Origin of the sequence: Streptomyces diastaticus subsp. diastaticus (genome assembly GCF_011170125.1) — a bacterium.
GTDB lineage: Bacteria > Actinomycetota > Actinomycetes > Streptomycetales > Streptomycetaceae > Streptomyces > Streptomyces diastaticus.
In genome coordinates this window covers 89,912-114,658 of record NZ_BLLN01000003.1, presented here as the reverse complement: position 1 = coordinate 114,658, position 24,747 = coordinate 89,912, and the positions used below count along the sequence as shown (strand labels likewise).

Genomic DNA, 24,747 nt, shown 5'->3' with positions numbered 1-24,747 from the left:
GTCCCGAAACCGGATTCTTCGGTAACGGTGGCGCCCCGGTTTCCCCATGACGCGGCCATGTCCGTCAGGATGAGCCCAACGCATGTACGACGGAGGGGAACCACGCCCATGAGCTACAACCAGCCCGGCCCGTACGGAGGCCAGCCGCAGCAGCCCGGCCCCTACGGCCAGCAGCCGCCCCAGGGCCCGCCCCCCGGCGGGCAGCCCGGGTACGGCTACCCCCAGCAGGGCGGGGCGCCCCAGCAGCAGCCCGGGTACGGGTACCCGCAGCAGGGCCAGCAGCCGGGGCCCTACGGACAGGTGCCGCAGCAGCCCGGCCAGCCCGGCGGTCCCGGCGGGCCCTACGGCCAGGTCCCCCCGCCGCCCTCGGGAGGCGGCGGGAAGAAGACCGGCCTGATCGTCGCGGCCGGCGTGGTCGCGGTGGCCGTCCTCGCGGGCGGTGCCTGGCTGCTGACGTCGGGCGGCGACGACAAGCCCTCGGGCGGTGGCGGTGGCGGTGGCAACGTCGCCTCCGACGGCCTGAAGGACGACGGCGCGCACAAGCTGACCACCCCGGCCAAGATCCTCGACGACCAGTACACCCGTGGTACGCCCGACACCCCGGCCAAGGACGCCTCGTCCTCGGACGCCAAGTCGCTGGCCACGGCGGGCATCACCGACGCCAAGGGCCTCGGCACGATCTACTCGACGATCGACCTGACGACGCTGGACCCGAACGACCCGCAGACGGCCCAGAAGGTCGCGGCCGCCAAGAACGTCACGTTCTTCGGGGTGTTCGGCAAGGTGGCGGACCCGCAGACCACGCTGGACAAGACCTTCGCGGAGTTCACCAAGACCGCCGAGCAGAACGGCACGACGCTCTCCGGCGAGGCCGAGGCGGTCACTCCGGACGGACTCGACGGGGCGGTCATGAAGTGCCAGGGCGCCGAGACCAAGAACCCGACCACCGGTCTCCAGCAGAAGACCAACATGTGCATGTGGGCGGATTACAGCACCATCGGCCTGGTCGAGCCGGTGCAGGGCGCCACCGGCACCACCATGGACGAGGCCGCGGAGATCGCCGCGAAGCTCCGCGCGGAGGTGCGGGTGCCGCAGTAGTCGGGCCGGTACGGCGACGTACCGGTACGGACACGGCGTAGGGGCCCCCACCACGGCGGTGGGGCCCCTACGCGTACGCCTGCCGGCCCTCAGGCCGACTTCTGCTCCCCGCTCCCCCGCCCCCGGGCGTCCCGGGGGATCAGGGTCGGGTTGACGTTGGACTGGACGACCTCGGCGGTGATGACGACACGGGCGACGTCCTTGCGGGACGGCACCTCGTACATCACCGACATGAGGACCTCCTCCATGATGGCGCGCAGGCCGCGGGCGCCGGTCTGGCGCAGGATCGCCTGGTCGGCGATGGCCTCCAGCGCCTCACGCTCGAAGTCCAGCTCCACACCGTCGAGTTCGAAGAGGCGCTGGTACTGCTTGACCAGCGCGTTGCGCGGCTCGATGAGGATCTGCAGGAGCGCCTCGCGGTCGAGGTTGTGGACCGAGGTGATGACCGGCAGGCGGCCGATGAACTCGGGGATCATCCCGAACTTCACCAGGTCCTCCGGCATGACCTCCTGGAACTGGTCCTTCTCCTCGATCTCCCGCTTGGAGCGGATCGTGGCGCCGAACCCGATTCCCTTGGCACCCGCCCGCGCCTCGATGATCTTCTCCAGGCCGGAGAAGGCACCGCCCACGATGAACAGCACGTTCGTCGTGTCGATCTGGATGAACTCCTGGTGGGGGTGTTTCCGCCCGCCCTGCGGCGGCACCGAGGCGGTGGTGCCCTCCAGGATCTTCAGCAGCGCCTGCTGCACGCCCTCGCCGGAGACGTCACGGGTGATCGACGGGTTCTCGCTCTTGCGGGCGACCTTGTCGATCTCGTCGATGTAGATGATCCCGGTCTCGGCCTTCTTGACGTCGTAGTCGGCGGCCTGGATGAGCTTGAGGAGGATGTTCTCGACATCCTCGCCGACGTAGCCGGCCTCGGTCAGCGCCGTGGCGTCCGCGATGGCGAACGGCACGTTGAGCATCCGGGCCAGCGTCTGCGCGAGCAGGGTCTTGCCGGAACCGGTCGGCCCCAGCAGCAGGATGTTGGACTTGCCCAGCTCGATGGCGTCCTCACGCCCGCCGGGTGCGCCGTTCTGCCCCGCCTGCACGCGCTTGTAGTGGTTGTACACCGCGACGGAGAGCGCCTTCTTCGCGGGCTCCTGGCCCACGACGTAGCTCTCCAGGAACTCGTAGATCTCGCGCGGCTTGGGCAGTTCGTCCCAGCGCACTTCCGAGGTCTCGGCGAGCTCCTCCTCGATGATCTCGTTGCAGAGGTCGATGCACTCGTCGCAGATGTACACACCGGGGCCTGCGATGAGCTTCTTGACCTGCTTCTGACTCTTGCCGCAGAACGAGCACTTGAGCAGATCGCCGCCGTCACCGATGCGTGCCACGAGGTACTTCCCCTTCGCCTGGGAGGCGCTCGTGCGAGCCCCTCCTGGTGCCTCATATTCGACGGTACCTTGCCGGGGCCCTCGTCCGGGCCCCCCTTGGCAGGGTCCGCTGTGGGGCGAACCCGCCAAGGGGAGACAAAACCGCTGCCTGGTCGGTCAGACTCCGGCGTTGAGCTTCCGGGTCGACACGATCTGGTCGATCAGACCGTAGGCGAGGGCGTCCTCGGCCGTGAGGATCTTGTCGCGCTCGATGTCGTCGCGGATCTTGTCCAGCGGCGTCGTCGAGTGCTTGGCCAGCATCTCCTCCAACTGCGAACGCATACGGAGGATTTCGTTGGCCGCGATCTCCAGGTCGGAGACCTGGCCGCGACCCGTCTCACTGTACGGCTGGTGGATCAGCACGCGTGCGTTGGGGAGGGCCATGCGCTTGCCGGGCGACCCGGCAGCCAGCAGCACGGCCGCGGCGGAGGCCGCCTGGCCCATGCAGACCGTCTGGATGTCGGGCTTCACGAACTGCATCGTGTCGTAGATCGCGGTGAGCGCCGTGAAGGAGCCGCCGGGGCTGTTGATGTAGATCGAGATGTCCCGGTCGGGGTCGATCGACTCCAGGCACAGCAGCTGTGCCATCACGTCGTTGGCCGACGCGTCGTCGATCTGCACGCCGAGGAAGATCACGCGCTCCTCGAAGAGCTTCGCGTACGGGTCGTACTCCCGCACGCCCTGCGAGGTGCGCTCGACGAACCGCGGAACGATGTAACGGGATTCGGCACGAGGGCCCGCGTATTCGCCGTCGGCGCCGAGGGCGCCGCTGCCGGAGAGGTTGTTCATCTGGGTGTTCACCGTCCTGGTGATGAGCAGTGGTCTGGGATCGGCCTGGGTACCGGTAAAGGTCTGATCAGGCGCCGGTGCCGCCGCCACCGGGCACGTTGGCCGCGGAGGCGATGACCTCGTCGATCAGGCCGTACTCCTTGGCCTCGTCCGCGGAGAACCAGCGGTCGCGGTCCGAGTCCCGGGTGATCTGCTCGACGCTCTGGCCGGTGTGGAACGCGGTCAGCTCGGCCATCCGCTTCTTGGTGTGCAGCAGCCGCTCCGCGTGGATCTTGATGTCCGAGGCGGAACCGGCCAGACCGGCGGACGGCTGGTGGATCAGGATTTCGGCGTTCGGCAGGGCGAAGCGCTTGCCCGGGGTGCCGGCGCTCAGCAGGAACTGGCCCATCGAGGCGGCCAGCCCCATGGCGATGGTGACCACGTCGTTCTTGATGAACTGCATGGTGTCGTAGATCGCCATGCCGGCGCTGATCGAACCGCCGGGGCTGTTGATGTAGAGGTTGATGTCCTTGTCAGGGTCGCTGGCAAGGAGCAGCAGCTGCGCGGTGATCTTGTTGGCGATGTCGTCGTCCACGGGCTGGCCGAGGAAGATGATCCGCTCACCGAGCAGCCGGTTGTAGACCTGGTCGCCGAGGCCACCACCGATGGAGGGGTCGCCGGCGGCGGAGGGCATCAGATTCGTCACGTATCCACCTGCTCGTCTTACGACGGCGCCGGGCCGTCTCACGTCTTCTGACGGGGCGCGGGGGTCCGCGCCCGCCGTTTGGGCGGCGATATGAGGGGACTCCCCGGCCCTCGTTATTCATGGACCCTAACGCGCGGGCCGTCACGGGCCATCCCGCATTCGGAACTGTTCGCTGTGAGCGCAGGTCCGGTGCGCCGGGACCCTCTTCACCCGTACGGGCGGAGGCCGCACGGCGGGCCCGTCGGCCCTTCCCGCGCCGCACGGGTCCCGGAACGCGAGCGCCGGACCGGCTGAGACGATCAGCAGGCCCGGCGCTCGGGGACGGCGGTGCGGGGCCGTCCGGCCCGAAGGTGCTTACTTGTCGCTGTCGGCCTTGGCCTCGGCGGCGGCGTCGCCCTCGGCCTGCTCGGCGGCGGCCTCGGTGGTCTCGGTGGCCTCGGCCGCCTCGTCCTCCTCGTCCGAGAGGTCGACGACCTCGCCGTTGGTGTCCTTGACCGTGACGGCCTCGACGACGACGGCCAGCGCCTTGCCGCGGGCGACCTCGCCGACCAGCATCGGGACCTGGCCGCCTTCGACGACGGCCTGGGCGAACTGGTCGGGGGACATGCCGGAGGAGGCGGCACGCCGCATGAGGTGCTCGGTGAGCTCCTCCTGGTCGACGTTGAGCTTCTCCTTGTTGACCAGCTCGTCGAGGATGAACTGGGTCTTGATGCCCTTGATCGCCTGCTCGCGGGTCTCGGCGTCGAACTCCTCGGCGGTCTTGCCCTGGATCTCCAGGTACTTCGCGAGGTCGAGGCCCATCTGGCCGAGCTGGTGGTGCTCCAGGTTGTGCTTGCGGGTGTTGACCTCGTCCTCGAGGAGCTTCTCGGGGATCGGGACCTCCGCCAGCTCCAGCAGGGCGTCCAGGACGCGCTCCTGGGCCTGGGTGGCCTGGTCGTACTGCTTCATGTTCTCCAGGCGCTTGCGGCTGTCCGCGCGCACCTCCTCCAGCGTGTCGAACTCGCTGGCGAGCTGGGCGAAGTCGTCGTCCAGCTCGGGGAGTTCACGCTTGGCGACCTTGGAGACCTTGACCGTGATCTCGGCCTCCTTGCCGGCCGCCGAGCCGCCCTTGAGCTCGGAGGTGAAGGTGGCCTCGCCACCGGCCTCCAGGCCCTTCACGGCCTCGTCGATGCCGTCGAGCAGCTCGCCGGAGCCGATGGTGTAGGAGACGTCGGACGCGAGCCCGTCCTCCAGCACCTCTCCGTCGACCTTGGCCTCCAGGTCGAGGGTGAGGACGTCGCCGTCCTCGGCCGGGCGCTCGACCGGGGCGGTGGAGGCGAAGCGCTCACGCAGCTCCTCCACGGCCTTGTCGACGTCCTCGTCGCTGACCTCGACCGGGTCCACCTCGACCTCGATGCCCGAGTAGTCCGGGATCTCGATCTCGGGGCGGATGTCGACCTCGGCGGTGAAGGCCAGCAGCTCGCCATCCTTCAGCTCGGTGATGTCGACCTCGGGCTGTCCGAGGACGTTCAGCTCACCCTCGTTGACCGCTTCGGTGTAGAACTTCGGGAGCGCGTCGTTGACGGCCTCCTCGAGCACGGCGCCGCGTCCGAACCGCTGGTCGATGACTCGGGCCGGGATCTTGCCCTTGCGGAAGCCCTTCACCGTGACCTGCTGGTTGATCTTCTTGTACGCCGCGTCGAGGCTGTCCTTGAGCTCCTCGAAGGGCACCTCGACAGTGAGCCGAACCCGGGTCGGGTTCAGGGTCTCCACGGCGCTCTTCACGGTTCGGTCTCCTTGATGGCTGACTTCTGGGGGTTCTGCCGGATCACCGCGCACACAGGGGTGGCGGCGGGACACCGGCGGATCGAGCCCGCCGCGGACACGCACAGAGGCACGCGGACACACGGGCTCGCACTTTGCATAGTAACCGTGTGGCGGAGGAGACCCCCAACGCGATCTTGCAGGTGGTCGGGGTGGCCGGATTCGAACCGACGACCTTCCGCTCCCAAAGCGGACGCGCTACCAAGCTGCGCCACACCCCGTCGGTGCGACACGTAGGGTACATGCCCCGTGGCCCGTCGGCGCCCGGGAACGCGGGCGGACGGGGCTCGGCGGCGGAGTGTGCGCGCGGGCCGCCCGACCGGCTAACATGCTCTGCGTGCCCCGGTCGGTGACCGGCGGCGCGTGATGTGCGGGCGTAGCTCAATGGTAGAGCCCTAGTCTTCCAAACTAGCTACGCGGGTTCGATTCCCGTCGCCCGCTCCAGCGAGGCCGAAGGGCCCGGCAGGTCGACCTGCCGGGCCCTTCGGCGTCCTCGCGTCCCGTGCCGGGCGCGCGCACACGCCCGGCCGCCGGAGGCGTGCGAGGGCGCGGGAGCCCACGAAGGGGCGGTCCCGCGAGCGGGGCGGCCGGACGCGTGCGGGGCTCGCGCCTCAGAAGCTGATGCCGCTGACGGTCTGCGCTATCGAGTCGAGGACGCGCTGGATCGCCGGGGCCATGCCACTGGAGGCGAGGAAGAAGCCGAACAGGATGGCCACCACGGCGGGACCCGCCTTGAGTGAGCCGCCCCGGATGAGGACGACCATGACGATCGCCAACAGCACCACCACGGACAGTGAAATGGCCACAACTGATCACACCTTCGCGTCGGTCCGCTCTCCCGGCCCGGGTGACACACCTCGCGCACCCCTCGCCAGGACCATCGTGCCACCAACAGCCCTTCTTCATGCGGCTGGTGACATCACGTCGGCCATGGCCTGGACCACATCGGGCGGGCGGCCGAGGCGGCCTGTGCGGAGAGTGCGCCGACGAGGGGGCGGCGCCCCCGCTGACCGGCGTACCGGTGCCGGGTGCCCAGGGCATTACGCGGACACCGAATTCGGCCTGATCGTTTCCCTGCCGCCACGAACGCACACGACCTCTCCGCAAGGAATTCGAATTACGGCCCCGACCGCTCACGCGGCGCACACACCCTGTGAAATAGCCGACAGATAGTGGCGGACCCCCGCAACGAATTGCGGCATTGCGGCACCCGGTGCCGCCCCTCACCCGCGGCCGGCGCCGGCCTCCGCTCGCACCGCACCGGCCCGCCCCCGCGCCACCACGCCCCTCGCAGGTCAGGCGGGTGAACGCCCCCTCACCTCGGGGTGAACCGGCCCTTTACATCTGGACACTCCGGCACCTTTCACCTTGTCCTGTGCCCCGGTGTGCGGTATCAGGACGCGGAGGCAGACTTCGCCGTATCCGGGGTACACGAGGGCCACACCACGAATGAACCACGTGGTTTTACGAACCCGTTCCCCCGACGCTAGGGTGCTGAAAATGTTCCCCACCGCCCCGACCCCCACCCGTGCAGTGAGGTCATGGCGCGTCTCCCCCGAACTCGGGCAGGGCGCCTGGTGACGAACTCGCTGCGTCCGCACGGCCACCACAGCCAGCCGCTGCCCCCGGTCCAGGGACCGGCGGACGGCATGACGGCTCCACGGCCCTCCCGCACGTCACAGGAGCGCCCTCCCGGTCCTGAGAGACCCCCCGCCGCAGCCTCCCCACCCGCCAAGTCGCGGGACCCCTTCTTCGACAACGCCAAGTACCTCGCCATCGTGCTGGTCGCGATGGGCCACGCCTGGCAGCCGCTGACCAGCGACAGCCGGGCCGCCGAAGCCCTGTACATGGTCGTCTACGCCTTCCACATGCCGGCGTTCATCGTCATCTCCGGCTACTTCTCGCGCAGCTTCGACATGCGCAAGGACCGGCTCCAGCGCCTCGTCACGGGCGTCGCCGTCCCGTACATCCTCTTCGAGACCGCGTACAGCCTCTTCAAGCGCTGGGCCGACGACGACCCGACCCATCCGATCAGCCTGCTCGACCCCTGGTACCTCACCTGGTTCCTGATCGCGCTCTTCATCTGGCGGCTCACCACACCGCTGTGGAAGATCGTCCGCTGGCCCGTGCCGCTGGCGCTGGCGCTGGCGCTGCTCGCCTCCGTCTCCCCCGACATCGGCGACGACCTGGACCTCCAGCGGGTCCTGCAGTTCCTGCCGTTCTTCGTGGTCGGCCTGGTCCTCAAGCCGGAGCACTTCCAGATGGTGCGCCGCCGCGAGGTCCGGCTGCTGGCGCTGCCGGTCTTCGCCGCCGCGCTGCTGGTCGGCTACTGGGCCGCGCCGCGGATGTCGTCGGCGTGGTTCTACCACCGCGACAGCGCCCAGGAGATGGGCTTCGCCTGGTGGGTGGGGATCGTCATGACGCTGGCCCTCTTCGGCTGCTCCATGGTGCTGACCGCCTGCTTCTTCGCCTGGGTGCCGCGCCGCCACATGTGGTTCACCGCGCTGGGCGCCGGCACGCTCTACGGCTACCTGCTGCACGGCTTCCTCGCCAAGGGGTCGCGCTTCTGGGGCTGGTACGAGACGTACGACTGGGTGCGCACGCCGCTCGGGATGATCGGCGTGACGCTCATCGCCGGTGCGCTCGTGACCGTGCTCTGCACCCCTCCGGTGCAGCGCCTCTTCCGCTTCGCGATGGAGCCGAGGATGAGCTGGGCCTTCAAGCGGGACGCGACCGAGCTGGCGCGCGAGCGCGCCAAGTCGGGGACGGCCATCCGCTGACGCGCCGTACGGTCGCCTCACGGCCGGCCGGGGACGGTGACGGGACCTTCGGGAGCCCGGCCGGGGAGTTTCCACTCCCCGGCCGGGCTCCCGTCTTTCCAGGGACGGAGCCCCGTCCGCCCGTCCAGGGGCGACCCGCCCGCGCGCCCGCCCACCCCTCCCCCGCAGGGCCCTTCGGAAGGGTCAACTCCCCTCTGGTGACGCGGAGTTGACGACCCGTGTCGCACTGCTCACAGTCCGCCCCGAGCACGGGTAATGCTTTGGTAAGCTAAGTATTGACGATTCCTTGACGCCCCCTTGACTCAAGAAGGAGGATGGGCTCATCGGACACGCAGAGACGCTGATAGCCATGGGCGGTGCCTTTGTCGCCGCCGCCGTGCTGGCACGCATCGGCCGCCGTATCGGCTTGCCGACCATTCCGCTCTTCATCCTGGCCGGCATCCTGCTCGGCCCCCACACTCCCGGAGTCGTACTCGTCTCCGACCCCCACGACCTGGGGATGCTCTCCGCCCTCGGCCTGGTGCTGCTGCTGTTCTACCTGGGCCTCGAATTCCACATCGACGATCTCAAAGCGGGTGGCCGCAACATGGCCATCGCCGGAGGGATCTACCTCGCGCTGAACGTGGGCGCCGGCCTGGCGTTCGGCTTCGCCCTCGGCTGGGGGCTGGCGGAGGCACTGGTGCTCGCCGGTGTCCTCGGCTTCTCCTCCTCGGCCATCGTCACCAAGATCCTGGTCGAGACGGGCCGCCTGGGCAATCCGGAGACCAAGCCCATCCTCGGCATCACCGTGGTGGAGGACGTCTTCCTCGCGCTCTACCTGGCGGCCCTCCAGCCCATCCTGTCCGGCGCGGACAGCCTGGGCAGCGCGGTGGCCGACGGTGCCAAAGCGTTCGGATTCCTGTTCGCGCTGGCGCTGGTCGCCCGGTACGGCACGCGCCTGGTCGGACGGATCATCAACACCCCCGACGACGAGATCCTCACCATCTCCTTCCTCGGTGCGGCGGTCCTGGTGGCGGGTGTGTCCGAGTGGTTCGGCGTGGCCGACGCCATCGGCGCCTTCATGGTCGGCCTGATGCTGGGGTCCACCACCTCCGGCAAGCGCATCCTGAAGCTGGTCCACCCGCTCCGGGACGCGTTCGGCGCCATCTTCTTCTTCGCCTTCGGTCTCTCCATCAACCCGGGGGACCTGCCGGGCGTCGTGTGGCCGGTGCTCATCGCCGTCACGATCACGTTCTTCATGAACGCGGTCTCCGGCATCCTGGCCGCCCGCATCTACCGCTTCGGGTCGGGGCCCGCCGCCAACATCGCCACCACGCTGCTGGGCCGCGGTGAGTTCGCCCTGATCCTCGCCACCATGGCGGCCGGGGCCGGACTGGACGGGCGGCTCCAGCCGTTCATCGCCGGCTACGTCCTGATCCTGGCCGTCCTGGCACCGCTGGCGGCCGGCCGCAGTCAATGGCTGGCCCGGCTGCTGCCCATGAGCGAGCCGAAATCGGCGAAGCCCGACGGGGACGACGCGGGGGCGTCGGAGTCCTCGGTGCCTGAGCGCACCTCCGTCTGACGCTTCCGTCGGCCCGTCCTCACCGGCCCGCCTCCCTCCGGGGAGGCGGGCCCGCGGCGTATCGGGGCGGGTGTTCCGGGACGGTGTGCCCCGGGCGCCGGCCGCTGGGCCGGCCGCGCTCAGCCGCCGGTGCGGCAGAGCAGGAGCAGGGCCCGGTCGTCGTTGACGTCCTTGGCGACGGCTTCTATGAGGTGCCAGGCGGCGCCCTCGAAGCCGCCGGGGACGTAGCGGTCGGCCTCGCCGGTGAGGCGGTCGATGCCCTCGGAGAGGTCGCGGCCGGCCGCCTCCACCAGGCCGTCGGTGTAGAGCATGAGGACGTCCCCGGCGGCCAGGGAGCCCTTGACCGGGTCGAACTGGCAGCCGTCGTAGACGCCGAGGAGGGGCCCTTCGGCGGCCTTCTCCTCCCACTGGCCGGTGCCGGCGTGGAGTTGGACGGCCGGGAGGTGCCCGGCGGAGAACAGCTCGTAGTCTCCCGACTCCAGGTCGAGCACGAGGTGGATCGAGGTGGCGAAACCCTCGTCCCAGTCCTGCCGCAGGAGGTAGCCGTTGGCGGCGGGGAGGAAGGCGTGCGGCGGCAGGGAGCCGAGGAGGCCGCCGAAGGCGCCGGAGAGGAGCAGGGCGCGCGAACCGGCGTCCATGCCCTTGCCGGAGACGTCGGTCAGGACCACTTCCAGGGTGCGGCCGCCGTGCGTGCGGGCGGCGACGACGAAGTCGCCGGAGAACGACTGGCCGCCCGCCGGGCGCAGGGCCATCTCGTGGTGCCAGCCCGAGGGCAGGTGCGGCAGGCGGCTCTGGACGCGGATGCGCTCGCGCAGGTCGAAGAGCATGGTGCCGCCGCGCCGCCAGGGCACCCCGACCCGGCTGCGGAACTGGGCGATGAGCAGGCCGAAGAGCCCGGCCGCGGCCACCGTCAGCACGGTGCCCGGGGTGACGCCGGCCGGCGCCGCGGAGACCGGGCCGCTGCCGAGCACCAGCGACTCCACGACCAGGGCGGCGGTGGCCGAGGCGTAGAGGAGCAGGAGGGTGGCGGGGCGCAGGACGAGGCCGCCCGCGATGACCGGGAGGACCAGCGCGGCGGGGTCGCACCACTGCGGGCCGAGGATGGTTCCGGCGGCGATGGCGGGGACGGTGAGGAAGAGGCCGGCGAAGGCCGCCCAGTCGGAGCCGTCGCCGCGGAAGTAATCGACGGCGGACCTGCGCAGCCCGGTGCGGGCCCGGTGCCAGCGCTTGCGCATCCGGGCCCGGGTCGTCTCTGCTGCCGCCCTTGCTTGTGCCATTGTTCGGGACCTTACCGAGCCGGGCCGTCACTTCGCACGGGAGGTCCCTCTTGTCCCCTGCTCCGGGCGGAGTGAAAACGCCTCGCCTCGTCCCGTCCTCGCTGGTAGGGATGGCGTATGACATCTGGTGCGGAGGTATTGCGGGCCGAGGACTGGGACCAGTGGTACGGCTTGCTGGAGCTGGCGTTCGGCGGTGTGCCCGCGGCACCGGAGGAACGGGAGTTGTACCGGCGGCTGACCGAGCCGGAGCGGTCGTTGGCGGTGTGGGACGAGGCGGAGGTCGTGGGGACCGCGGGGGCGTTCACCTTCCGCGTCTCGGTCCCCGGCGGCCGGCCGGCCGCGGCGGCCGGGGTGACGATGGTCGGGGTGGCCCCCACCCACCGGCGCCGCTCCGTCCTCACCACGATGATGCGCCGGCAACTCGACGACGTGCGGGCACGCGGCGAGGCGCTGGCGGTGCTGACCGCCTCCGAACCGGAGATCTACGGGCGGTTCGGCTACGGCCTCGCGTCGTTGAGGCTGAGCGCCGAGATCGACACCGCCCTCGTGCGGCTCACCGTCCCGGCGGGGACGGAGGAGGTGACGCTGCGACGGGCCGAGCCACGGGCGGCGCTCGGAGTCTGCGAGGAGCTGTACGGGCGGCAGGTGGCCGGGCGACCGGGGATGCTCGCGCGGGCGGCGCCGGGGTGGGAGGAGCTGGGGGTGCTCGACCCGCCGAGCGGACGTGAGGGCGCCTCGCCGCTCCAGTGCGTACTGGCCGAGCGGGACGGCGAGGTGGTGGGCTACACCCGCTACCGCACCCGCCCCGCCTGGGCGTCGGGCGTGCCGGACGGGTCGGTGGTGGTCCAGGACCTGGAGGCACCGGACCCGGCGGTCTACGCGGCGCTGCTGCGCTACCTGTGCGGGATCGACCTGATGCGGACGGTGAAGCTGCCGAACCGGCCGGTGGACGACGCCTGGCAGTACCTGGTGAGCGACCTCCGGCGCTGCGAACCCCGGCTGCGGGACGAACTCCAGGTCCGGCTGGTCGAGGTGGGGGCCGCGCTCCGGCAGCGTTCCTACCGGGCGCCGCTGGACGTGGTGTTCGAGGTGAGCGACGCGTTCTGCCCCTGGAACGAGGGGCGTTGGCGACTGTCCGCCGATGCCGGTGGCGCCGCGTGCGAACGCACCGGGGCCGGGCCGGACCTCGCGCTGTCGGTACGGGAGCTGGGCGCCGCCTATCTCGGCGGGGTGCCGCTGAGCGGGCTGGCGGCGGCCGGGCGGGTGCGCGAGCTGCGGCGCGGGGCGCTGGCTCAGGCGTCGACGGCGTTCGGCTCCGACGTGGCGCCCTGGCTGCCGCACGGCTTCTGAGGTTCCCGGCAGGTCGCGTCCGTCTGGCAGCGCGGACACCAGAAGAGGTTGCGGGCGGCGAGGGAGGCGGTGCGGATCCGCTCGCCGCAGACCAGGCAGGGACGCCCGTCGCGGCGGTAGACGTACACCTCGCCGCCGTGGTCGTCGACGCGGGGCGGGCGGCCCATCGCCTCGGGGGTGTGCTCGGGGCGGACGGTGTCGATCCGGTCGTGCCGCACCCCTTCGCGCATCAGCGCCGCCAGGTCGTCCCACAGGACCTCCCAGGTGGCCCGGGAGAGGCGGTTGCCGGGGGTGTACGGGTCGATGCCGTGGCGGAAGAGGACCTCGGCCCGGTAGACGTTGCCGACGCCCGCGACCACCTTCTGGTCCATGAGCAGGGCGGCCACGGTGGTGCGGGAGCGGGATATCCGCCGCCAGGCGGCGTCGGGGCCGTCCTCGGCACGCAGCGGGTCGGGGCCCAGGCGGTCGTGGACGGCCTGCTTGCCCTCGTCGGTCAGGAGCGTGCAGGCGGTGGGACCGCGCAGGTCCGACCAGGCGTTGTCGGCGGTGAGCCGGAGCCGGATGGTGTCGGTGGGCGGCGGCGGGGCGCCGGTGCCGCGGGCGACCTTGCCGAACAGGCCGAGGTGGATGTGGACCCAGCCGTGGTCGGCGAAGTCGAGGAAGAGGTGTTTGCCGTGCGCCTCGGCGCCGGCGAGCACCTGGCCGTCCAGCAGGGCCGCGGAGGCGGCGAAGCGGCCCTGGGGGCTGGAGGCGCGCACCGGCCGGCCGCCGAACCACTCCTGGTGGTCGGCGGCCAGCCGGTGCAGGGTGTGCCCTTCGGGCATCAGGCGGTCTGCTGGGGGTGGTGGGCCGGGATCGGGGGCAGCTCACCGGTGGTCTCGTAGGCGGAGAGCATGTCGATCCGGCGGGTGTGGCGCTCGTCGCCGGAGTACGGGGTCGCCAGGAAGGCGGCGACGAAGGCGGTGGCCTCGTCCTGGGTGTGCATCCGGGCGCCGACGGAGACGACGTTGGCGTTGTTGTGCTCGCGGCCGAGGGCGGCCGTCTCCTTGCTCCAGGCGAGGGCGCAGCGGATGCCCTCGACCTTGTTGGCGGCGATCTGCTCGCCGTTGCCGGAGCCGCCGATGACGATGCCGAGCGAGTCGGGGTCGGCCGCGGTCCGCTCGGCCGCCCGCAGGCAGAACGGCGGGTAGTCGTCGGCGGCGTCGTAGATGTGGGGACCGCAGTCCACCGGGTCGTGGCCGTTCGTCTTCAGCCAGTCGACGAGGTGGTTCTTCAGTTCGTAGCCGGCATGGTCGGAGCCGAGGTACACGCGCATGAGGGGAGTGTGGCATGCCCGGGGCCGGGGAACGGATTCCGGGTCGGTGAGAGCGGGTGCGGGCGATGTCCACAGGTGGTGAGGCGTTCCGGGATCCCGCTCGACGTGACCTGTTTCACACCTCGTGCGACCGGCGCCGGAAGCCCCTGGGGGAACTGGGCCCGCGTCCTCCGGTCCGGACGCCGGGCGGCGCCGCCCGGCGGAACAGAACGGAATCAGGGGTTCCGAACTGTGGGCTCTTGTGGATTCATTGGCTCACCTCGGAACCCGAGAGCAAAGGAACGAGCCGCATGACCTCGCAGCCCCCACTTGCGAAGGTGGAAGACCTCCCCGACGGACCGGCGGGCCCCACCCCGGCCGGCGGACAGGGGAGCGACGGCCTCCAGGCCGGACTCAAGAACCGTCATCTGTCGATGATCGCGATCGGCGGCGTCATCGGCGCCGGCCTCTTCGTCGGCTCCGGCGCGGGCATCGCCGCCGCCGGACCGGCCATCCTCGTCTCGTACGCCCTCGTCGGCCTCATCGTGGTCCTGGTGATGCGGATGCTCGGCGAGATGGCCGCCGCACGCCCCTCCTCGGGCTCCTTCTCCGCCTACGCCGACATGGCGCTCGGCCGCTGGGCCGGGTTCTCCATCGGATGGCTCTACTGGTTCTTCTGGGTCGTGGTGCTCGCAGTGGAGGCGACCGCCGGGGCCGTGATCCTCAACGGGTGGGTTCCGGCCGTGCCCCAGTGGGGATGGGCGCTGATCGTGATGGTGGTCCTCACCGGGACCAACCTCGCCTCCGTCGGCTCCTACGGGGAGTTCGAGTTCTGGTTCGCCGGGATCAAGGTCGTGGCCATCGCCGCCTTCGTCCTCATCGGCGTCCTGGCCGTCTTCGGGGTGCTGCCCGGCTCGGACAACCCGGGCACCGGCTTCGCCAACCTCACCGCGCACGGCGGGTTCCTGCCCAACGGGGCCGGGTCGATCCTCACCGGCGTGCTGATGGTCGTCTTCTCCTTCATGGGGAGCGAGATCGTCACGCTGGCCGCCGGCGAGTCGGCCGACCCGCAGCGGGCGGTGCGCAAGGCGACCAACAGCGTGATCTGGCGGATCGCCGTCTTCTACCTCGGCTCGATCTTCGTCGTCGTCGCGCTGCTGCCCTGGGACTCCGCCTCGATCGTCGACGAGGGGTCGTACGTGGCCGCGCTCAACTCGATCGGCATTCCGCACGCCGGGCAGATCATGAACGTCATCGTGCTCACCGCGGTGCTGTCCTGTCTCAACTCCGGGCTGTACACGGCCTCCCGGATGGCGTTCTCGCTCGGGAGGCGGGGGGACGCGCCCGCCTCCTTCGCCCGGGTCAGCGCGCGCGGGGTGCCGCGGGCGGCGATCCTCGGGTCGGTCGTCTTCGGCTTCGCCGCGGTGTGGTTCAACTACCAGTGGCCCGAGACGGTGTTCCAGTTCCTGCTCAACTCCTCCGGAGCGGTGGCCCTGTTCGTCTGGCTCGTCATCTGCTTCTCGCAGTTGCGGCTGCGGGGGGTCATCTCCCGGGAGACCCCCGAGCAGCTAGTGGTGCGGATGTGGCTCTTCCCGTACCTGACCTGGGCGACCGTCGCCGGGATCGTCTTCGTCATCGGGTACATGCTCTTCGACGAGGCCGGGCGGACCCAGATGGCCTTGTCGTTGCTCGTGGCCGTACTGGTCGTGGCCGTCTCCCTCGTGAGGCACCGGGGGGCGGCGCGGGGGTGAGCCTGCGGCGCCTTCGGCCCCGGGACCTCGCTCCGGGCCGGCGACGCGCGGTCGCTCCGGCGCGTGGGCGGGACGGGGCCGTCCGGGGCACCGCCTCGCGGCCGGCCGGGAGCGGGGCCGGTCGCCGCGGGGCGGCCGAGCGCGTCGGCCTGCCGCGGGGCCGCCCGGCACGGCTCCGCCCCGCGGCCTCGCGGGCGGCCGGCCGGGGCGGGCCGGCCTCGCGCGTAGTCCGGGGCGTCGCGTGACATGGCGAAGCGGGCGGTGCGAAGACACCGCCCGCTTCGGACGAACCGCGCACGCCGACGGGGGCGTCAGTCGCGGCTGAGGCGCCAGGCCGCGGGGAGGGCACCCATGGCGAGGGCCGCCTTGAGGGCGTCGCCGATGAGGAAGGGGACCAGGCCGGCCGCCACCGCGGAGGTGAGGGACATGCCGGTGGAGAGGGCGAGGTACGGGACGCCGACGGCGTAGATGACGGCGGAGCCCAGCACCATCAGCCCGGCCGTGCGCGGCACCGAGCGGTCGGCCCCGCGCCGGGCGAGGGCGCCGACGACGGTGGCCGCGAGGAGCATCCCGAGGACGTACCCGAAGGACGGCGCCGACACGCCCGAGGCCCCCTCGGCGAACCACGGCACCCCGGCCATGCCGACCAGCGCGTACAGGGCGAGGGAGGCGAAGCCGCGCCCGGCGCCGAGCGCGGTGCCGACCAGCAGGGCGGCGAAGGTCTGCCCGGTGACGGGAACGGGCGAGCCGGGCACGGGCAGGACGACCTGCGCCGCCAGCCCGGTGAGAACGGCACCGCCGGTGACGAGGGCGGCGTCACGCAGCCGGGCCCGCGGAACGGTGGAGGCGGGCAGCAGGTCGGCGAGGACCTGGCCCGGGCGGGTGGAGGCGGCGGCAGTGCTCATCGGGGCTCCCCGGGGGTGAAGGGTGGGACAGCTCATGGGACAGCTGAGGACAGGCCGACGCTATCCCAGCGCGCCGCCGCGATCACCAGCAGCCGCCGACAAAGCGGCGGTTGGCCGGTTGGTGGACTCCGCACAAAGGTCCGCTTGTACACCCGTGGGGGCGTGATGCTGCTCACTCGGCCCGGTGCGGCGGCTTTACCGCGTTGCCGCCCGAGGTTCCGGATGGGGAGACTGTAGGGTCCCGCCAATTCGGGGGACGCCCCCCACTTCCCGCACACGGGCGCCGATCCGCCCCGCGCGGACCCGACGAGACAGCGAGCACCGCCATGCACGACTCCCCCGCAGACCCCGCCGATCCCGGGGCCACCAGCGCCACCACGGCCCGGGATCCCTTCGACGCCGCCGAGCCGCTCGGCCACGGACTGAAGCAGCGTCACCTGACGATGCTGGGGCTGGGCGGAGTGATCGGGGCGGGCCTGTTCGTCGGCTCCGGCGCGGGCATCGCCGTGGCGGGGCCGGGGATCGTGGTCTCGTACCTGATCGCGGGGGCACTGGCGATGCTGGTGATGCGGATGCTCGGGGAGATGTCGGCGGCGATGCCGGCCTCGGGGTCGTTCTCGGTGCACGCCGAGCGGGCACTGGGTCGGTGGGCCGGGTTCAGCGCGGGGTGGCTGTACTGGTTCCTGCTGGTGGTGGTGCTGGCGGTGGAGGCGACGGGGGCGGCGCAGATCGCCCACGGCTGGGCGCCCTCGGTGCCGCAGTGGGCGTGGGTGCTCGCCTTCATGCTGGTCTTCACGGGGGCCAACCTGGCGGCGGTGAAGCACTTCGGTGAGTTCGAGTTCTGGTTCGCGGCCCTGAAGGTGGGTGCGATCGTGCTCTTCCTGGTGCTGGGCGTGCTGGCGATCACCGGGTGGCTGCCCGACACGGAGCCGGTGGGGCTCACCCACCTCTCGGGCGACGGCGGTTTCCTGCCCCATGGCTGGTCGGGGGTGGTCTCCGGGGTGCTGGCCGTGGTCTTCGCCTTCGGCGGCCTGGAGGTCGTGACGATCGCGGCGGCCGAGTCGGACGACCCGGCCCGTTCGGTGGCGCGCGCGGTGCGCAGCGCCGTCTACCGCATCCTCTTCTTCTACGTCGGCTCGATGCTGGTCATCGTGACGCTGCTGCCGTGGACGGCGATGCGGCCGGGGCTGAGCCCGTACGTGGCGGTGCTGGACGGGATCGGCATCCCCTCGGCGGGCCAGATCATGAACATCGTGGTCTTCGTGGCGCTGCTGTCGGCGCTCAACGCCAACCTGTACGGCTCCTCGCGGATGGTCTTCTCCCTGGCGGAGCGCGGTGAGGCGCCGCGCGCGCTGCTGAAGGTGGCGCCGGGCGGGGTGCCGCGACGGGCGGTGCTGGCGTCGGTGGCGTTCGGCTTCGTCTCGGTGCTGCTCAATCTGAGGTGGCCGGACTCGGTCTTCCTGTACATGCTCAACGCGGTGGGCGCCGTCCTGATCTTCGTGTGGGCGCTGATCGCGGTGTCGCAGTTGCGGCTGCGGCGGCTGATCGAACGGGAGGCCCCGGAGCGGCTCGTACTGCGGATGTGGGCGTACCCGTGGCTGACCTGGGCGGCCCTGGTGGCGATGGCGGCGGTGTTCGCGCTGATGCTGTCCGACGGCACGGCCCGGCCTCAACTGCTCTGGTCCTCGGGGGCGACGGCGCTGGTGCTGCTGGTCGCCGGGGTGCGGGAGTGGCGGCTGCGGCGCCGCGCGGACGCGGCCGCCGGACGAGGCGCACGGCCGCCCGGGGCAGGCTGAGGGCGCGCGGGTGTGGGCGAGGCGCGGGGCCGCTGTGCGCGGGTGTTCACGCCAGGTGAGGAAAGTGTCCGGATATCGGGCGACGCCTTTGCCCCACCGGATGGTGCGCGCAGACTGAGGGACTTCTTCGTCGTCTCACGTACTGGACCGATACGACCATGACTCGGACAACCCTCACTCCCGGGGACACGTCGGACGCCGATCGGCGCCCCGACGGCGTCCAGGCGTCCGACACCGGTTCCGCCCTGTCGAACGGGCTGAAGCAGCGCCACCTGTCGATGATCGCCCTCGGCGGCGTGATCGGCGCCGGCCTCTTCGTCGGCTCGGGCGCGGGCATCGCCGCCGCCGGGCCGTCGATCGTCGTCGCCTACGCCGCCTCCGGCCTGCTGGTGATGCTGGTGATGCGGATGCTCGGGGAGATGTCGGCCGCCAACCCGGCCTCCGGCTCGTTCTCCGTCCACGCCGAGCGGGCGATCGGCCCGTGGGCCGGGTTCACCTCGGGCTGGGCCTTCTGGTTCCTGCTCTGCGTGGCGGTGGGCCTGGAGGGGATCGGCGCGGCGGAGATCATGACGGGCTGGCTGCCGGGTACCCCGGAGTGGGCCTGGGTGGCACTGTTCATGGTGGTCTTCTGCGGCACCAACCTGGCGGCGGTGAAGAACTTCGGCGAGTTCGAGTTCTGGTTCGCCACGCTGAAGGTGGTGGCGATCATCGCCTTCCTGGTCATCGGCGTACTGGCGATCCTCGGCCTCCTGCCGGGCAGCGAGGCGCCCGGCACCGCCAACCTGACCGGCGAGGGCGGCTTCCTGCCCAACGGCACCGAGGGCCTGATCATCGGCCTGCTCGCCTCGGTCTTCGCCTACGGCGGGCTGGAGACGGTCACCATCGCGGCCGCCGAGTCGGAGCAGCCGGTGCGGGGCGTCGCGAAGGCCGTGCGGACGGCCATGTGGCGCATCGGTGTCTTCTACGTCGGCTCGATGGCCGTGATCGTCACCCTGGTTCCGTGGGACGACCCGGCGGTCGCCGCGAAGGGCCCGTACGTGGCGACCCTGGACCACCTGGGCATCCCGGGCTCGGGCCAGATCATGAACGTGGTGGTGCTGATCGCCCTGCTCTCCGCGATGAACGCCAACGTCTACGGCGCCTCCCGGATGGCCTGTTCGCTGGTGGCCCGCGGCCAGGGCCCGAGGAAACTCGGCCAGGTGTACGGCGGGGTGCCGCGGATCGCGGTCCTGGCCTCCTCGTTCTTCGGCTTCGTCTGCGTGCTGCTCAGCTATTGGCGACCGGACGACGTCTTCGCGTGGCTGCTCAACATGATCGGCGCGGCCATCCTGGTCGTCTGGTTCTTCGTCGCCGCCTCGCAACTGGTGCTGCGCCGCCGCACCGAGCGGGAGGCCCCGGAGCGGCTGGTGGTGCGGATGTGGCTGTTCCCCGGGCTGACCTGGGTGGCGCTCGCCGCGATGGTGGGGGTCTTCATCCTGATGGCGACGGAACCGGACACCCGCGTCCAGCTGCTGTCGACCGGCGGGCTGACGCTCGCCCTCGCCCTCGCCGGGTACCTCCTCCAGCGCAGCCGCGCGACCGCGACCGCGAAGATCCGCGAGGACTGACCCCGCCGCCCCCCGGGGCGCCTCGGAACCCCCGCCCAGGGACCCAGGGGCGGGGGTTCTTTCGTCGTAGGCGCCCGTGTGGACGCGCGACCCCGGCCTGTTGTTGGTAGCGTGCTCCTGCAAGTCAGTCGCAATTGCAGTCCGGAGGGAATACGCCTTGTCCGTCTACACGCTTCCTGAACTCCCTTACGACTACGCGGCGCTCGAACCCGTCATCAGCCCCGCGATCATCGAGCTGCACCACGACAAGCACCACGCGGCCTACGTCAAGGGCGCCAACGACACGCTGGAGCAGCTCGCGGAGGCCCGGGACAAGGACCGGTGGGGGGCGGTGACCGGACTGGAGAAGAGCCTCGCCTTCAACCTCTCCGGCCACATCCTGCACTCGATCTACTGGCACAACATGACGGGCGACGGCGGCGGCGAACCGCTGGCCGCGGACGGTGTGGGCGACCTCGCCGACGCGATCCGGGAGTCCTTCGGCTCCTTCGCCGGGTTCAAGGCGCAGCTGACCAAGGCGGCCGCGACCACCCAGGGCTCCGGCTGGGGCGTACTCGCCTACGAGCCGCTCTCCGGGCGCCTGATCGTCGAGCAGATCTACGACCACCAGGGGAACGTGGGGCAGGGCTCCACGCCGGTCCTGGTCTTCGACGCCTGGGAGCACGCCTTCTATCTCCAGTACAAGAACCAGAAGGTGGACTTCATCGAGGCGATGTGGCGCGTCGTCAACTGGCAGGACGTCGCCCGGCGCTACGCCGCGGCCAAGGCGCGGGAGAACGTGCTGCTGGCTCCCTGAGCCCTCTTTGAGCGTCCCGCCTCGTGATCGTCTTCTCAACCTTCGCCGGGCGGGCGGATGAAGGGGAGGCCCCCGTGAGGACGTGACTCACGGGGGCCTTTCCGTGCCTGCCGGTACCGCGTGGCGCCGGACACGGCCGGACCCGGCGGGGTGGCGCCCCCCGGGCAGGGGACGGGGCCTCGTCGGCGGGGTTCAGCCGAAGCTCGGCTCGGCGGTGCGGGTGCGCTTCAGCTCGTAGAAACCGGGGACCGAGGCGACCAGCAGGGTGCCGTCCCAGAGGGCGGCCGCCTGGTCGCCCCTGGGTGCGGGGGTGACGACGGGGCCGAAGAAGGCGACCTCCTGGCCGTCGGCGCCGGGGACCGCGATGACGGGCGTGCCGACCTCCTGGCCGACCTTGCTGATACCGGCCGCGTGCGAGGCGCGCAGCTCGGCGTCGTAGGTGTCCTTGTCGGCGTGGTCGGCGAGGCCGGCGGGGAGGCCGGCCTCCTCGAGGGCGGCCACCAGGGTGGCGCGGTCCTTGGGCAGGCCCTGGTTGTGGTAGCGGGTGCCGAGCGCGGTGTAGAGCGGCCCCGCGACCTCGGCGCCGTGCAGCTGCTGGGCGGCGATGACCACGCGCACCGGGCCCCAGGCGTGCTTCAGCAGTTCGCGGTAGCTCTCGCTGAGTTCGTCGAGCCGGTCCTCGTTGAGGACGGCGAGGCTCATGACGTTCCACCGGACGCGGACCGGGCGGAGCTTCTCCACCTCCAGCATCCAGCGGGAGGTCATCCAGGCCCAGGGGCACAGCGGGTCGAACCAGAAGTCGGCGGTGACCTCGGAGTCCTGCTGCTGATCGGTCATGTCTCTCCCTCAGATGGTCGGGCGGGGCCCACTGCGCGTACGCGAGCGGCAACCTCACGCGGGCCGGGTGCATTCCCGGCGTCCCGGGGAGCGCCGCGAGGCGCCCGTGACAGGATCTCCCTGTCGAAACGTGCCACGAAGGAGTAGCGCAGTGCCCGGAGAGAACCTGACCCGAGACGAGGCCCGCGAGCGGGCCGCCCTGGTCGCCGTCGAGTCCTACGACGTCGCGCTCGACCTGCGTTCGGCGCTCGGGGAGGTGGCCGGGGACGGCCCGCGCACCTTCCGCTCGGTGACCACCATCCGGTTCGCCGGGCTGGAGCCGGGCGCCGCCACCTTCGTGGACCTGATCGCCCCCTCGGTGACCTCGGTGACGCTCAACGGGCGGAGCCTGGACCCGGCGGAGGTCTTCGACGGCTCCCGGATCGCCCTGGACCGCCTGGACGCCGAGAACACCCTGGTGGTCGACGCCCAGTGCGCCTACAGCCGGACCGGCGAGGGGATGCACCGCTTCGTCGACCCGGAGGACGGCGAGGTCTACCTCTACACGCAGTACGAGCCGGCCGACTCCCGCCGGGTCTACGCCAACTTCGAGCAGCCCGACCTGAAGGGCCGCTACCGCTTCTCGGTGACCGCGCCCGAGGCGTGGGGGGTCTGGTCCAACGGCGCGGGCGAGCGGGACGCCGAGGGGGTGTGGCGGTTCGCCGAGACCGAGCCCATCTCCACGTACATCACCTGCGTGGTCGCCGGGCCCTACCACTACGTCACGGACGACTACCGGCGGACCCTGCCCGACGGTTCCGAGCTGCGGATTCCGCTCGGCGCGATGTGCCGCAAGGGGCTGGCACCGTACTTCGACGCGGACGACATCCTCCTCGTGACCAAGCAGGGCCTGGACTTCTTCCACGACCACTTCGACTACCCGTACCCGTTCGGCAAGTACGACCAGGCGTTCGTGCCCGAGTACAACCTCGGCGCGATGGAGAACCCGGGGATGGTGACCTTCCGCGAGGAGTACATCTACCGGGGCAAGGTCACCGCCGCCTCCTACGAACGGCGTGCCACCACGATCCTGCACGAGATGGCACACATGTGGTTCGGCGACCTGGTCACCATGAAGTGGTGGGACGACCTGTGGCTGAAGGAGTCCTTCGCCGACTTCATGGGCAGCTTCGCGCTGGTCGAGGCGACCCGCTTCACCAACGGCTGGACCACCTTCGCCAACAACCGCAAGGCATGGGCCTACCGCGCCGACCAGCTGCCCTCCACCCACCCGATCACCGCCGACATCCGCGACCTCCAGGACGCGAAGCTCAACTTCGACGGCATCACCTACGCCAAGGGCGCCTCCGTCCTCAAGCAGCTCGTCGCCTACGTCGGACGGGACGCCTTCCTGGAGGGCAGCCGCCGGTACTTCCAGCGCCACGCCTTCGGCAACACCACCCTCGCCGACCTGCTGGCGGTGCTGGAGGAGACCTCCGGTCGCGACCTCGCCGACTGGTCGCGCGCCTGGCTCCAGACCGCCGGGGTCAACGCGCTCACCCCCGAGCTGACCCTGGACGCGGAGAACCGGATCACCGAGCTGGCCGTCGCCCAGGAGGCCGCCGCCTCCCACCCGGAGCTGCGGCCGCACCGGGTCGCGGTGGGCCTGTACCGGAGGGACGGCGTCGAGGGCAGGCTGGTGCGGTACGCCCGCGCCGAGCTGGACGTGACCGGGCCTCGCACCGTCGTCACCGAGCTGGCCGGGGCCCAGGCGCCCGACCTGGTCCTCGTCAACGACGACGACCTGACCTTCTGCAAGGTGCGGTTCGACACCGACTCGCTGGCCACCCTCCGGGCCCGGCTCGGCGACATCGCCGACCCGCTGGCCCGCGCGCTGTGCTGGTCGGCGCTGTGGAACATGACTCGCGACGCGCTGCTGCCGGCCCGCGACTTCCTCGGCCTGGTCCTGGAGCACGCGGGGCGCGAGAGCGACATCGGCGTCCTCCAGATGCTGCACGCCTGGGCCGGCACGGCGCTGACGCACTACGTCGATCCGGCCCACCGCGAGGAGGCCGGACGGGCGCTGGCACAAGGCGCACTGGCCGAGCTGCGGGCGGCCGAGCCGGGCGGCCCCGCCCAGCTGACCTGGGCGCGGTTCTTCGCCTCGGTCGCCGCCGACGAGGCCGACCTGCAACTGCTGGGGGCACTGCTCGACGGCCCGGCACGGATCGACGGACTCGACATGGACCAGGAGCTGCGCTGGACGTTCCTGGAGCCGCTGGCCGCGTACGGCGTGGCCGACGAGGAGCGGATCGCGGCCGAACTGGCCCGGGACGACACCGCCTCGGGCAAGCGGCACCAGGTGCGGTGCCTGGCGGCGCGGCCCTCCGAGGCGGTCAAGGCCCGGGCGTGGGAGCAGGTGGTCGAGTCCGACGCGCTGTCCAACGCGCTCGTCGAGGCGACCATCGCCGGGTTCGCGCAGCCCTCGCAGCGCGAGCTGATCGCGCCGTACGGCGCGAGGTACTTCGAGGCGATCGGGCGGGTCTGGGAGGAGCGGTCCATCCAGATCGGGGTGCTCGTCGTGCGGGGGCTGTTCCCCTCGCTGCTCGACGGAGAGGAGCCGCTGAAGGCGGCCGACGCGTGGCTGACCGCCCACGAGGGGGCGCCGCCCGCGCTGCGGCGCCTGGTGCTGGAGTCGCGGGACGATCTGGCTCGGGCGCTGCGGGCGCGAGCCAGGGATGCCGGCTGAGCCGACGGGTTCCTGGCGCGGGTCCCCTCCCTCGGGTGGGGACCCGCTTCCGGCTTCCGGGCCGGGGGCCCTCCTCGGGTGGGGGTGGCCTCAAGCGCCGGCCGGGCCGGCGGTGGCGGCCGGGCCGGCGGTCGTGGTCCGGCCGCCTCCGAGGTGACGGTCACCGACGGCCTCAGGCGCCGGCCGGGCCGACATCCGCGGGGTTGACATCTGCCGGGCCCTCGTCCGCCGGGCCGGGTGGTTCCCGGCCGGGGCTCTTCCAGGCTGAGGCCGGG

General features: G+C 71.4%; 19 protein-coding genes and 2 tRNA genes. 10 read left to right on the top strand and 11 right to left on the bottom strand.

The window, feature by feature from the left end; all coding sequences use genetic code 11:
• The first annotated feature begins 108 nt into the window (after positions 1 to 108).
• Positions 109 to 1,098, top strand: a complete 990-nt coding sequence (locus tag Sdia_RS08985) for a hypothetical protein (protein WP_115069903.1) — start codon at positions 109 to 111, stop codon at positions 1,096 to 1,098.
• Positions 1,099 to 1,187: 89 nt separating this feature from the next.
• On the opposite strand, the gene clpX is transcribed toward Sdia_RS08985, so the two are convergent.
• From clpX to Sdia_RS08960, 5 genes are all read right to left on the bottom strand, one after another.
• A complete protein-coding gene (clpX, locus tag Sdia_RS08980; RefSeq protein ID WP_100452730.1) occupies positions 1,188 to 2,474 on the bottom strand; it encodes an ATP-dependent Clp protease ATP-binding subunit ClpX in 1,287 nt (428 codons plus the stop codon).
• A 156-nt stretch (positions 2,475 to 2,630) separates the two neighbouring features.
• On the bottom strand, positions 2,631 to 3,302 hold the full coding sequence (locus Sdia_RS08975) for an ATP-dependent Clp protease proteolytic subunit (RefSeq protein ID WP_100452729.1): 672 nt from the start codon (positions 3,300 to 3,302) through the stop codon (positions 2,631 to 2,633).
• A gap of 67 nt (positions 3,303 to 3,369) precedes the next feature.
• Positions 3,370 to 3,987, bottom strand: a complete 618-nt coding sequence (locus Sdia_RS08970) for an ATP-dependent Clp protease proteolytic subunit (RefSeq protein ID WP_008411883.1) — start codon at positions 3,985 to 3,987, stop codon at positions 3,370 to 3,372.
• A gap of 354 nt (positions 3,988 to 4,341) precedes the next feature.
• Positions 4,342 to 5,751, bottom strand: coding sequence for a trigger factor (tig, locus tag Sdia_RS08965; protein ID WP_100452728.1), 1,410 nt, complete (start codon positions 5,749 to 5,751; stop codon positions 4,342 to 4,344).
• A gap of 183 nt (positions 5,752 to 5,934) precedes the next feature.
• Positions 5,935 to 6,011 (bottom strand) — tRNA-Pro (locus tag Sdia_RS08960).
• A gap of 149 nt (positions 6,012 to 6,160) precedes the next feature.
• On the opposite strand from Sdia_RS08960, the gene Sdia_RS08955 reads away from it, so the two are divergent.
• Positions 6,161 to 6,234, top strand: a tRNA-Gly gene (locus Sdia_RS08955).
• 167 nt (positions 6,235 to 6,401) lie between these two features.
• Here the strand turns inward: Sdia_RS08955 and Sdia_RS08950 are convergent.
• Positions 6,402 to 6,596, bottom strand: a complete 195-nt coding sequence (locus Sdia_RS08950; protein ID WP_003948050.1) for a hypothetical protein — start codon at positions 6,594 to 6,596, stop codon at positions 6,402 to 6,404.
• A gap of 771 nt (positions 6,597 to 7,367) precedes the next feature.
• Here Sdia_RS08950 and Sdia_RS08945 point away from each other — a divergent pair.
• The gene (locus Sdia_RS08945) at positions 7,368 to 8,570 is read left to right on the top strand and encodes an acyltransferase family protein (protein WP_100452727.1); all 1,203 of its coding nucleotides are present in this window, start codon (positions 7,368 to 7,370) and stop codon (positions 8,568 to 8,570) included.
• Positions 8,571 to 8,919: 349 nt separating this feature from the next.
• Positions 8,920 to 10,131 carry a cation:proton antiporter gene (locus tag Sdia_RS08940; RefSeq protein ID WP_100452726.1) on the top strand — a complete coding sequence of 404 codons (1,212 nt, stop codon included), beginning with the start codon at positions 8,920 to 8,922 and terminating at the stop codon, positions 10,129 to 10,131.
• Between the two features lie 119 nt (positions 10,132 to 10,250).
• Here Sdia_RS08940 and Sdia_RS08935 read toward each other — a convergent pair whose 3' ends face one another.
• Complete coding sequence (locus Sdia_RS08935; RefSeq protein ID WP_100452725.1) at positions 10,251 to 11,366, bottom strand: PP2C family protein-serine/threonine phosphatase; 1,116 nt, start codon at positions 11,364 to 11,366, stop codon at positions 10,251 to 10,253.
• 159 nt (positions 11,367 to 11,525) lie between these two features.
• Between Sdia_RS08935 and Sdia_RS08930 the strand changes: the two genes are divergently transcribed.
• Positions 11,526 to 12,758: a GNAT family N-acetyltransferase gene (locus Sdia_RS08930; protein WP_115069902.1), complete on the top strand. Its 1,233-nt coding sequence runs from the start codon at positions 11,526 to 11,528 to the stop codon at positions 12,756 to 12,758.
• Here Sdia_RS08930 and Sdia_RS08925 read toward each other — a convergent pair.
• Both Sdia_RS08925 and Sdia_RS08920 read right to left on the bottom strand, forming a co-directional pair.
• Positions 12,701 to 13,582, bottom strand: a complete 882-nt coding sequence (locus Sdia_RS08925; protein ID WP_100452723.1) for an Fpg/Nei family DNA glycosylase — start codon at positions 13,580 to 13,582, stop codon at positions 12,701 to 12,703. The genes Sdia_RS08930 and Sdia_RS08925 overlap by 58 nt on opposite strands.
• Positions 13,582 to 14,073 (bottom strand): ribose-5-phosphate isomerase, encoded by a 492-nt coding sequence (locus tag Sdia_RS08920; protein WP_100452722.1) that lies wholly within the window; start codon positions 14,071 to 14,073, stop codon positions 13,582 to 13,584. The genes Sdia_RS08925 and Sdia_RS08920 overlap by 1 nt, the downstream gene beginning before the upstream one ends.
• Before the next feature lie 290 nt (positions 14,074 to 14,363).
• Between Sdia_RS08920 and Sdia_RS08915 the strand changes: the two genes are divergently transcribed.
• A complete protein-coding gene (locus tag Sdia_RS08915; RefSeq protein WP_124287160.1) occupies positions 14,364 to 15,803 on the top strand; it encodes an amino acid permease in 1,440 nt (479 codons plus the stop codon).
• Positions 15,804 to 16,114: 311 nt separating this feature from the next.
• On the opposite strand, the gene Sdia_RS08910 is transcribed toward Sdia_RS08915, so the two are convergent.
• Complete coding sequence (locus tag Sdia_RS08910) at positions 16,115 to 16,708, bottom strand: biotin transporter BioY (protein WP_100452721.1); 594 nt, start codon at positions 16,706 to 16,708, stop codon at positions 16,115 to 16,117.
• A 326-nt stretch (positions 16,709 to 17,034) separates the two neighbouring features.
• Here Sdia_RS08910 and Sdia_RS08905 point away from each other — a divergent pair, with 326 nt between their 5' ends.
• From Sdia_RS08905 to Sdia_RS08895, 3 genes are all read left to right on the top strand, one after another.
• The gene (locus tag Sdia_RS08905; RefSeq protein ID WP_100452720.1) at positions 17,035 to 18,504 is read left to right on the top strand and encodes an amino acid permease; all 1,470 of its coding nucleotides are present in this window, start codon (positions 17,035 to 17,037) and stop codon (positions 18,502 to 18,504) included.
• A gap of 158 nt (positions 18,505 to 18,662) precedes the next feature.
• Entirely contained in the window at positions 18,663 to 20,111 is a 1,449-nt protein-coding gene (locus tag Sdia_RS08900; RefSeq protein WP_100452719.1) for an amino acid permease, read from the top strand.
• Between the two features lie 157 nt (positions 20,112 to 20,268).
• The gene (locus Sdia_RS08895) at positions 20,269 to 20,907 is read left to right on the top strand and encodes a superoxide dismutase (protein WP_100452718.1); all 639 of its coding nucleotides are present in this window, start codon (positions 20,269 to 20,271) and stop codon (positions 20,905 to 20,907) included.
• A 192-nt stretch (positions 20,908 to 21,099) separates the two neighbouring features.
• On the opposite strand, the gene Sdia_RS08890 is transcribed toward Sdia_RS08895, so the two are convergent.
• Positions 21,100 to 21,744, bottom strand: a complete 645-nt coding sequence (locus Sdia_RS08890; RefSeq protein ID WP_100452717.1) for a mycothiol-dependent nitroreductase Rv2466c family protein — start codon at positions 21,742 to 21,744, stop codon at positions 21,100 to 21,102.
• Between the two features lie 151 nt (positions 21,745 to 21,895).
• Between Sdia_RS08890 and pepN the strand changes: the two genes are divergently transcribed.
• Positions 21,896 to 24,472 (top strand): aminopeptidase N, encoded by a 2,577-nt coding sequence (gene pepN / locus Sdia_RS08885; protein WP_185392980.1) that lies wholly within the window; start codon positions 21,896 to 21,898, stop codon positions 24,470 to 24,472.
• Positions 24,473 to 24,747: the final 275 nt, after the last annotated feature.

What these genes read in the sequence shown, in the direction of transcription:
- Sdia_RS08985 (WP_115069903.1), top strand. Translation starts at nt 109, where the DNA reads ATGAGCTACAACCAGCCCGGCCCGTACGGAGGCCAGCCGCAGCAGCCC.
- Sdia_RS08975 (WP_100452729.1), bottom strand. Translation starts at nt 3,302, where the DNA reads ATGAACAACCTCTCCGGCAGCGGCGCCCTCGGCGCCGACGGCGAATAC.
- Sdia_RS08940 (WP_100452726.1), top strand. Translation starts at nt 8,920, where the DNA reads ATGGGCGGTGCCTTTGTCGCCGCCGCCGTGCTGGCACGCATCGGCCGC.
- Sdia_RS08935 (WP_100452725.1), bottom strand. Translation starts at nt 11,366, where the DNA reads ATGCGCAAGCGCTGGCACCGGGCCCGCACCGGGCTGCGCAGGTCCGCC.
- Sdia_RS08930 (WP_115069902.1), top strand. Translation starts at nt 11,526, where the DNA reads ATGACATCTGGTGCGGAGGTATTGCGGGCCGAGGACTGGGACCAGTGG.
- Sdia_RS08925 (WP_100452723.1), bottom strand. Translation starts at nt 13,582, where the DNA reads ATGCCCGAAGGGCACACCCTGCACCGGCTGGCCGCCGACCACCAGGAG.
- Sdia_RS08920 (WP_100452722.1), bottom strand. Translation starts at nt 14,073, where the DNA reads ATGCGCGTGTACCTCGGCTCCGACCATGCCGGCTACGAACTGAAGAAC.
- Sdia_RS08915 (WP_124287160.1), top strand. Translation starts at nt 14,364, where the DNA reads ATGACCTCGCAGCCCCCACTTGCGAAGGTGGAAGACCTCCCCGACGGA.
- Sdia_RS08910 (WP_100452721.1), bottom strand. Translation starts at nt 16,708, where the DNA reads ATGAGCACTGCCGCCGCCTCCACCCGCCCGGGCCAGGTCCTCGCCGAC.
- Sdia_RS08905 (WP_100452720.1), top strand. Translation starts at nt 17,035, where the DNA reads ATGCACGACTCCCCCGCAGACCCCGCCGATCCCGGGGCCACCAGCGCC.
- Sdia_RS08900 (WP_100452719.1), top strand. Translation starts at nt 18,663, where the DNA reads ATGACTCGGACAACCCTCACTCCCGGGGACACGTCGGACGCCGATCGG.
- Sdia_RS08890 (WP_100452717.1), bottom strand. Translation starts at nt 21,744, where the DNA reads ATGACCGATCAGCAGCAGGACTCCGAGGTCACCGCCGACTTCTGGTTC.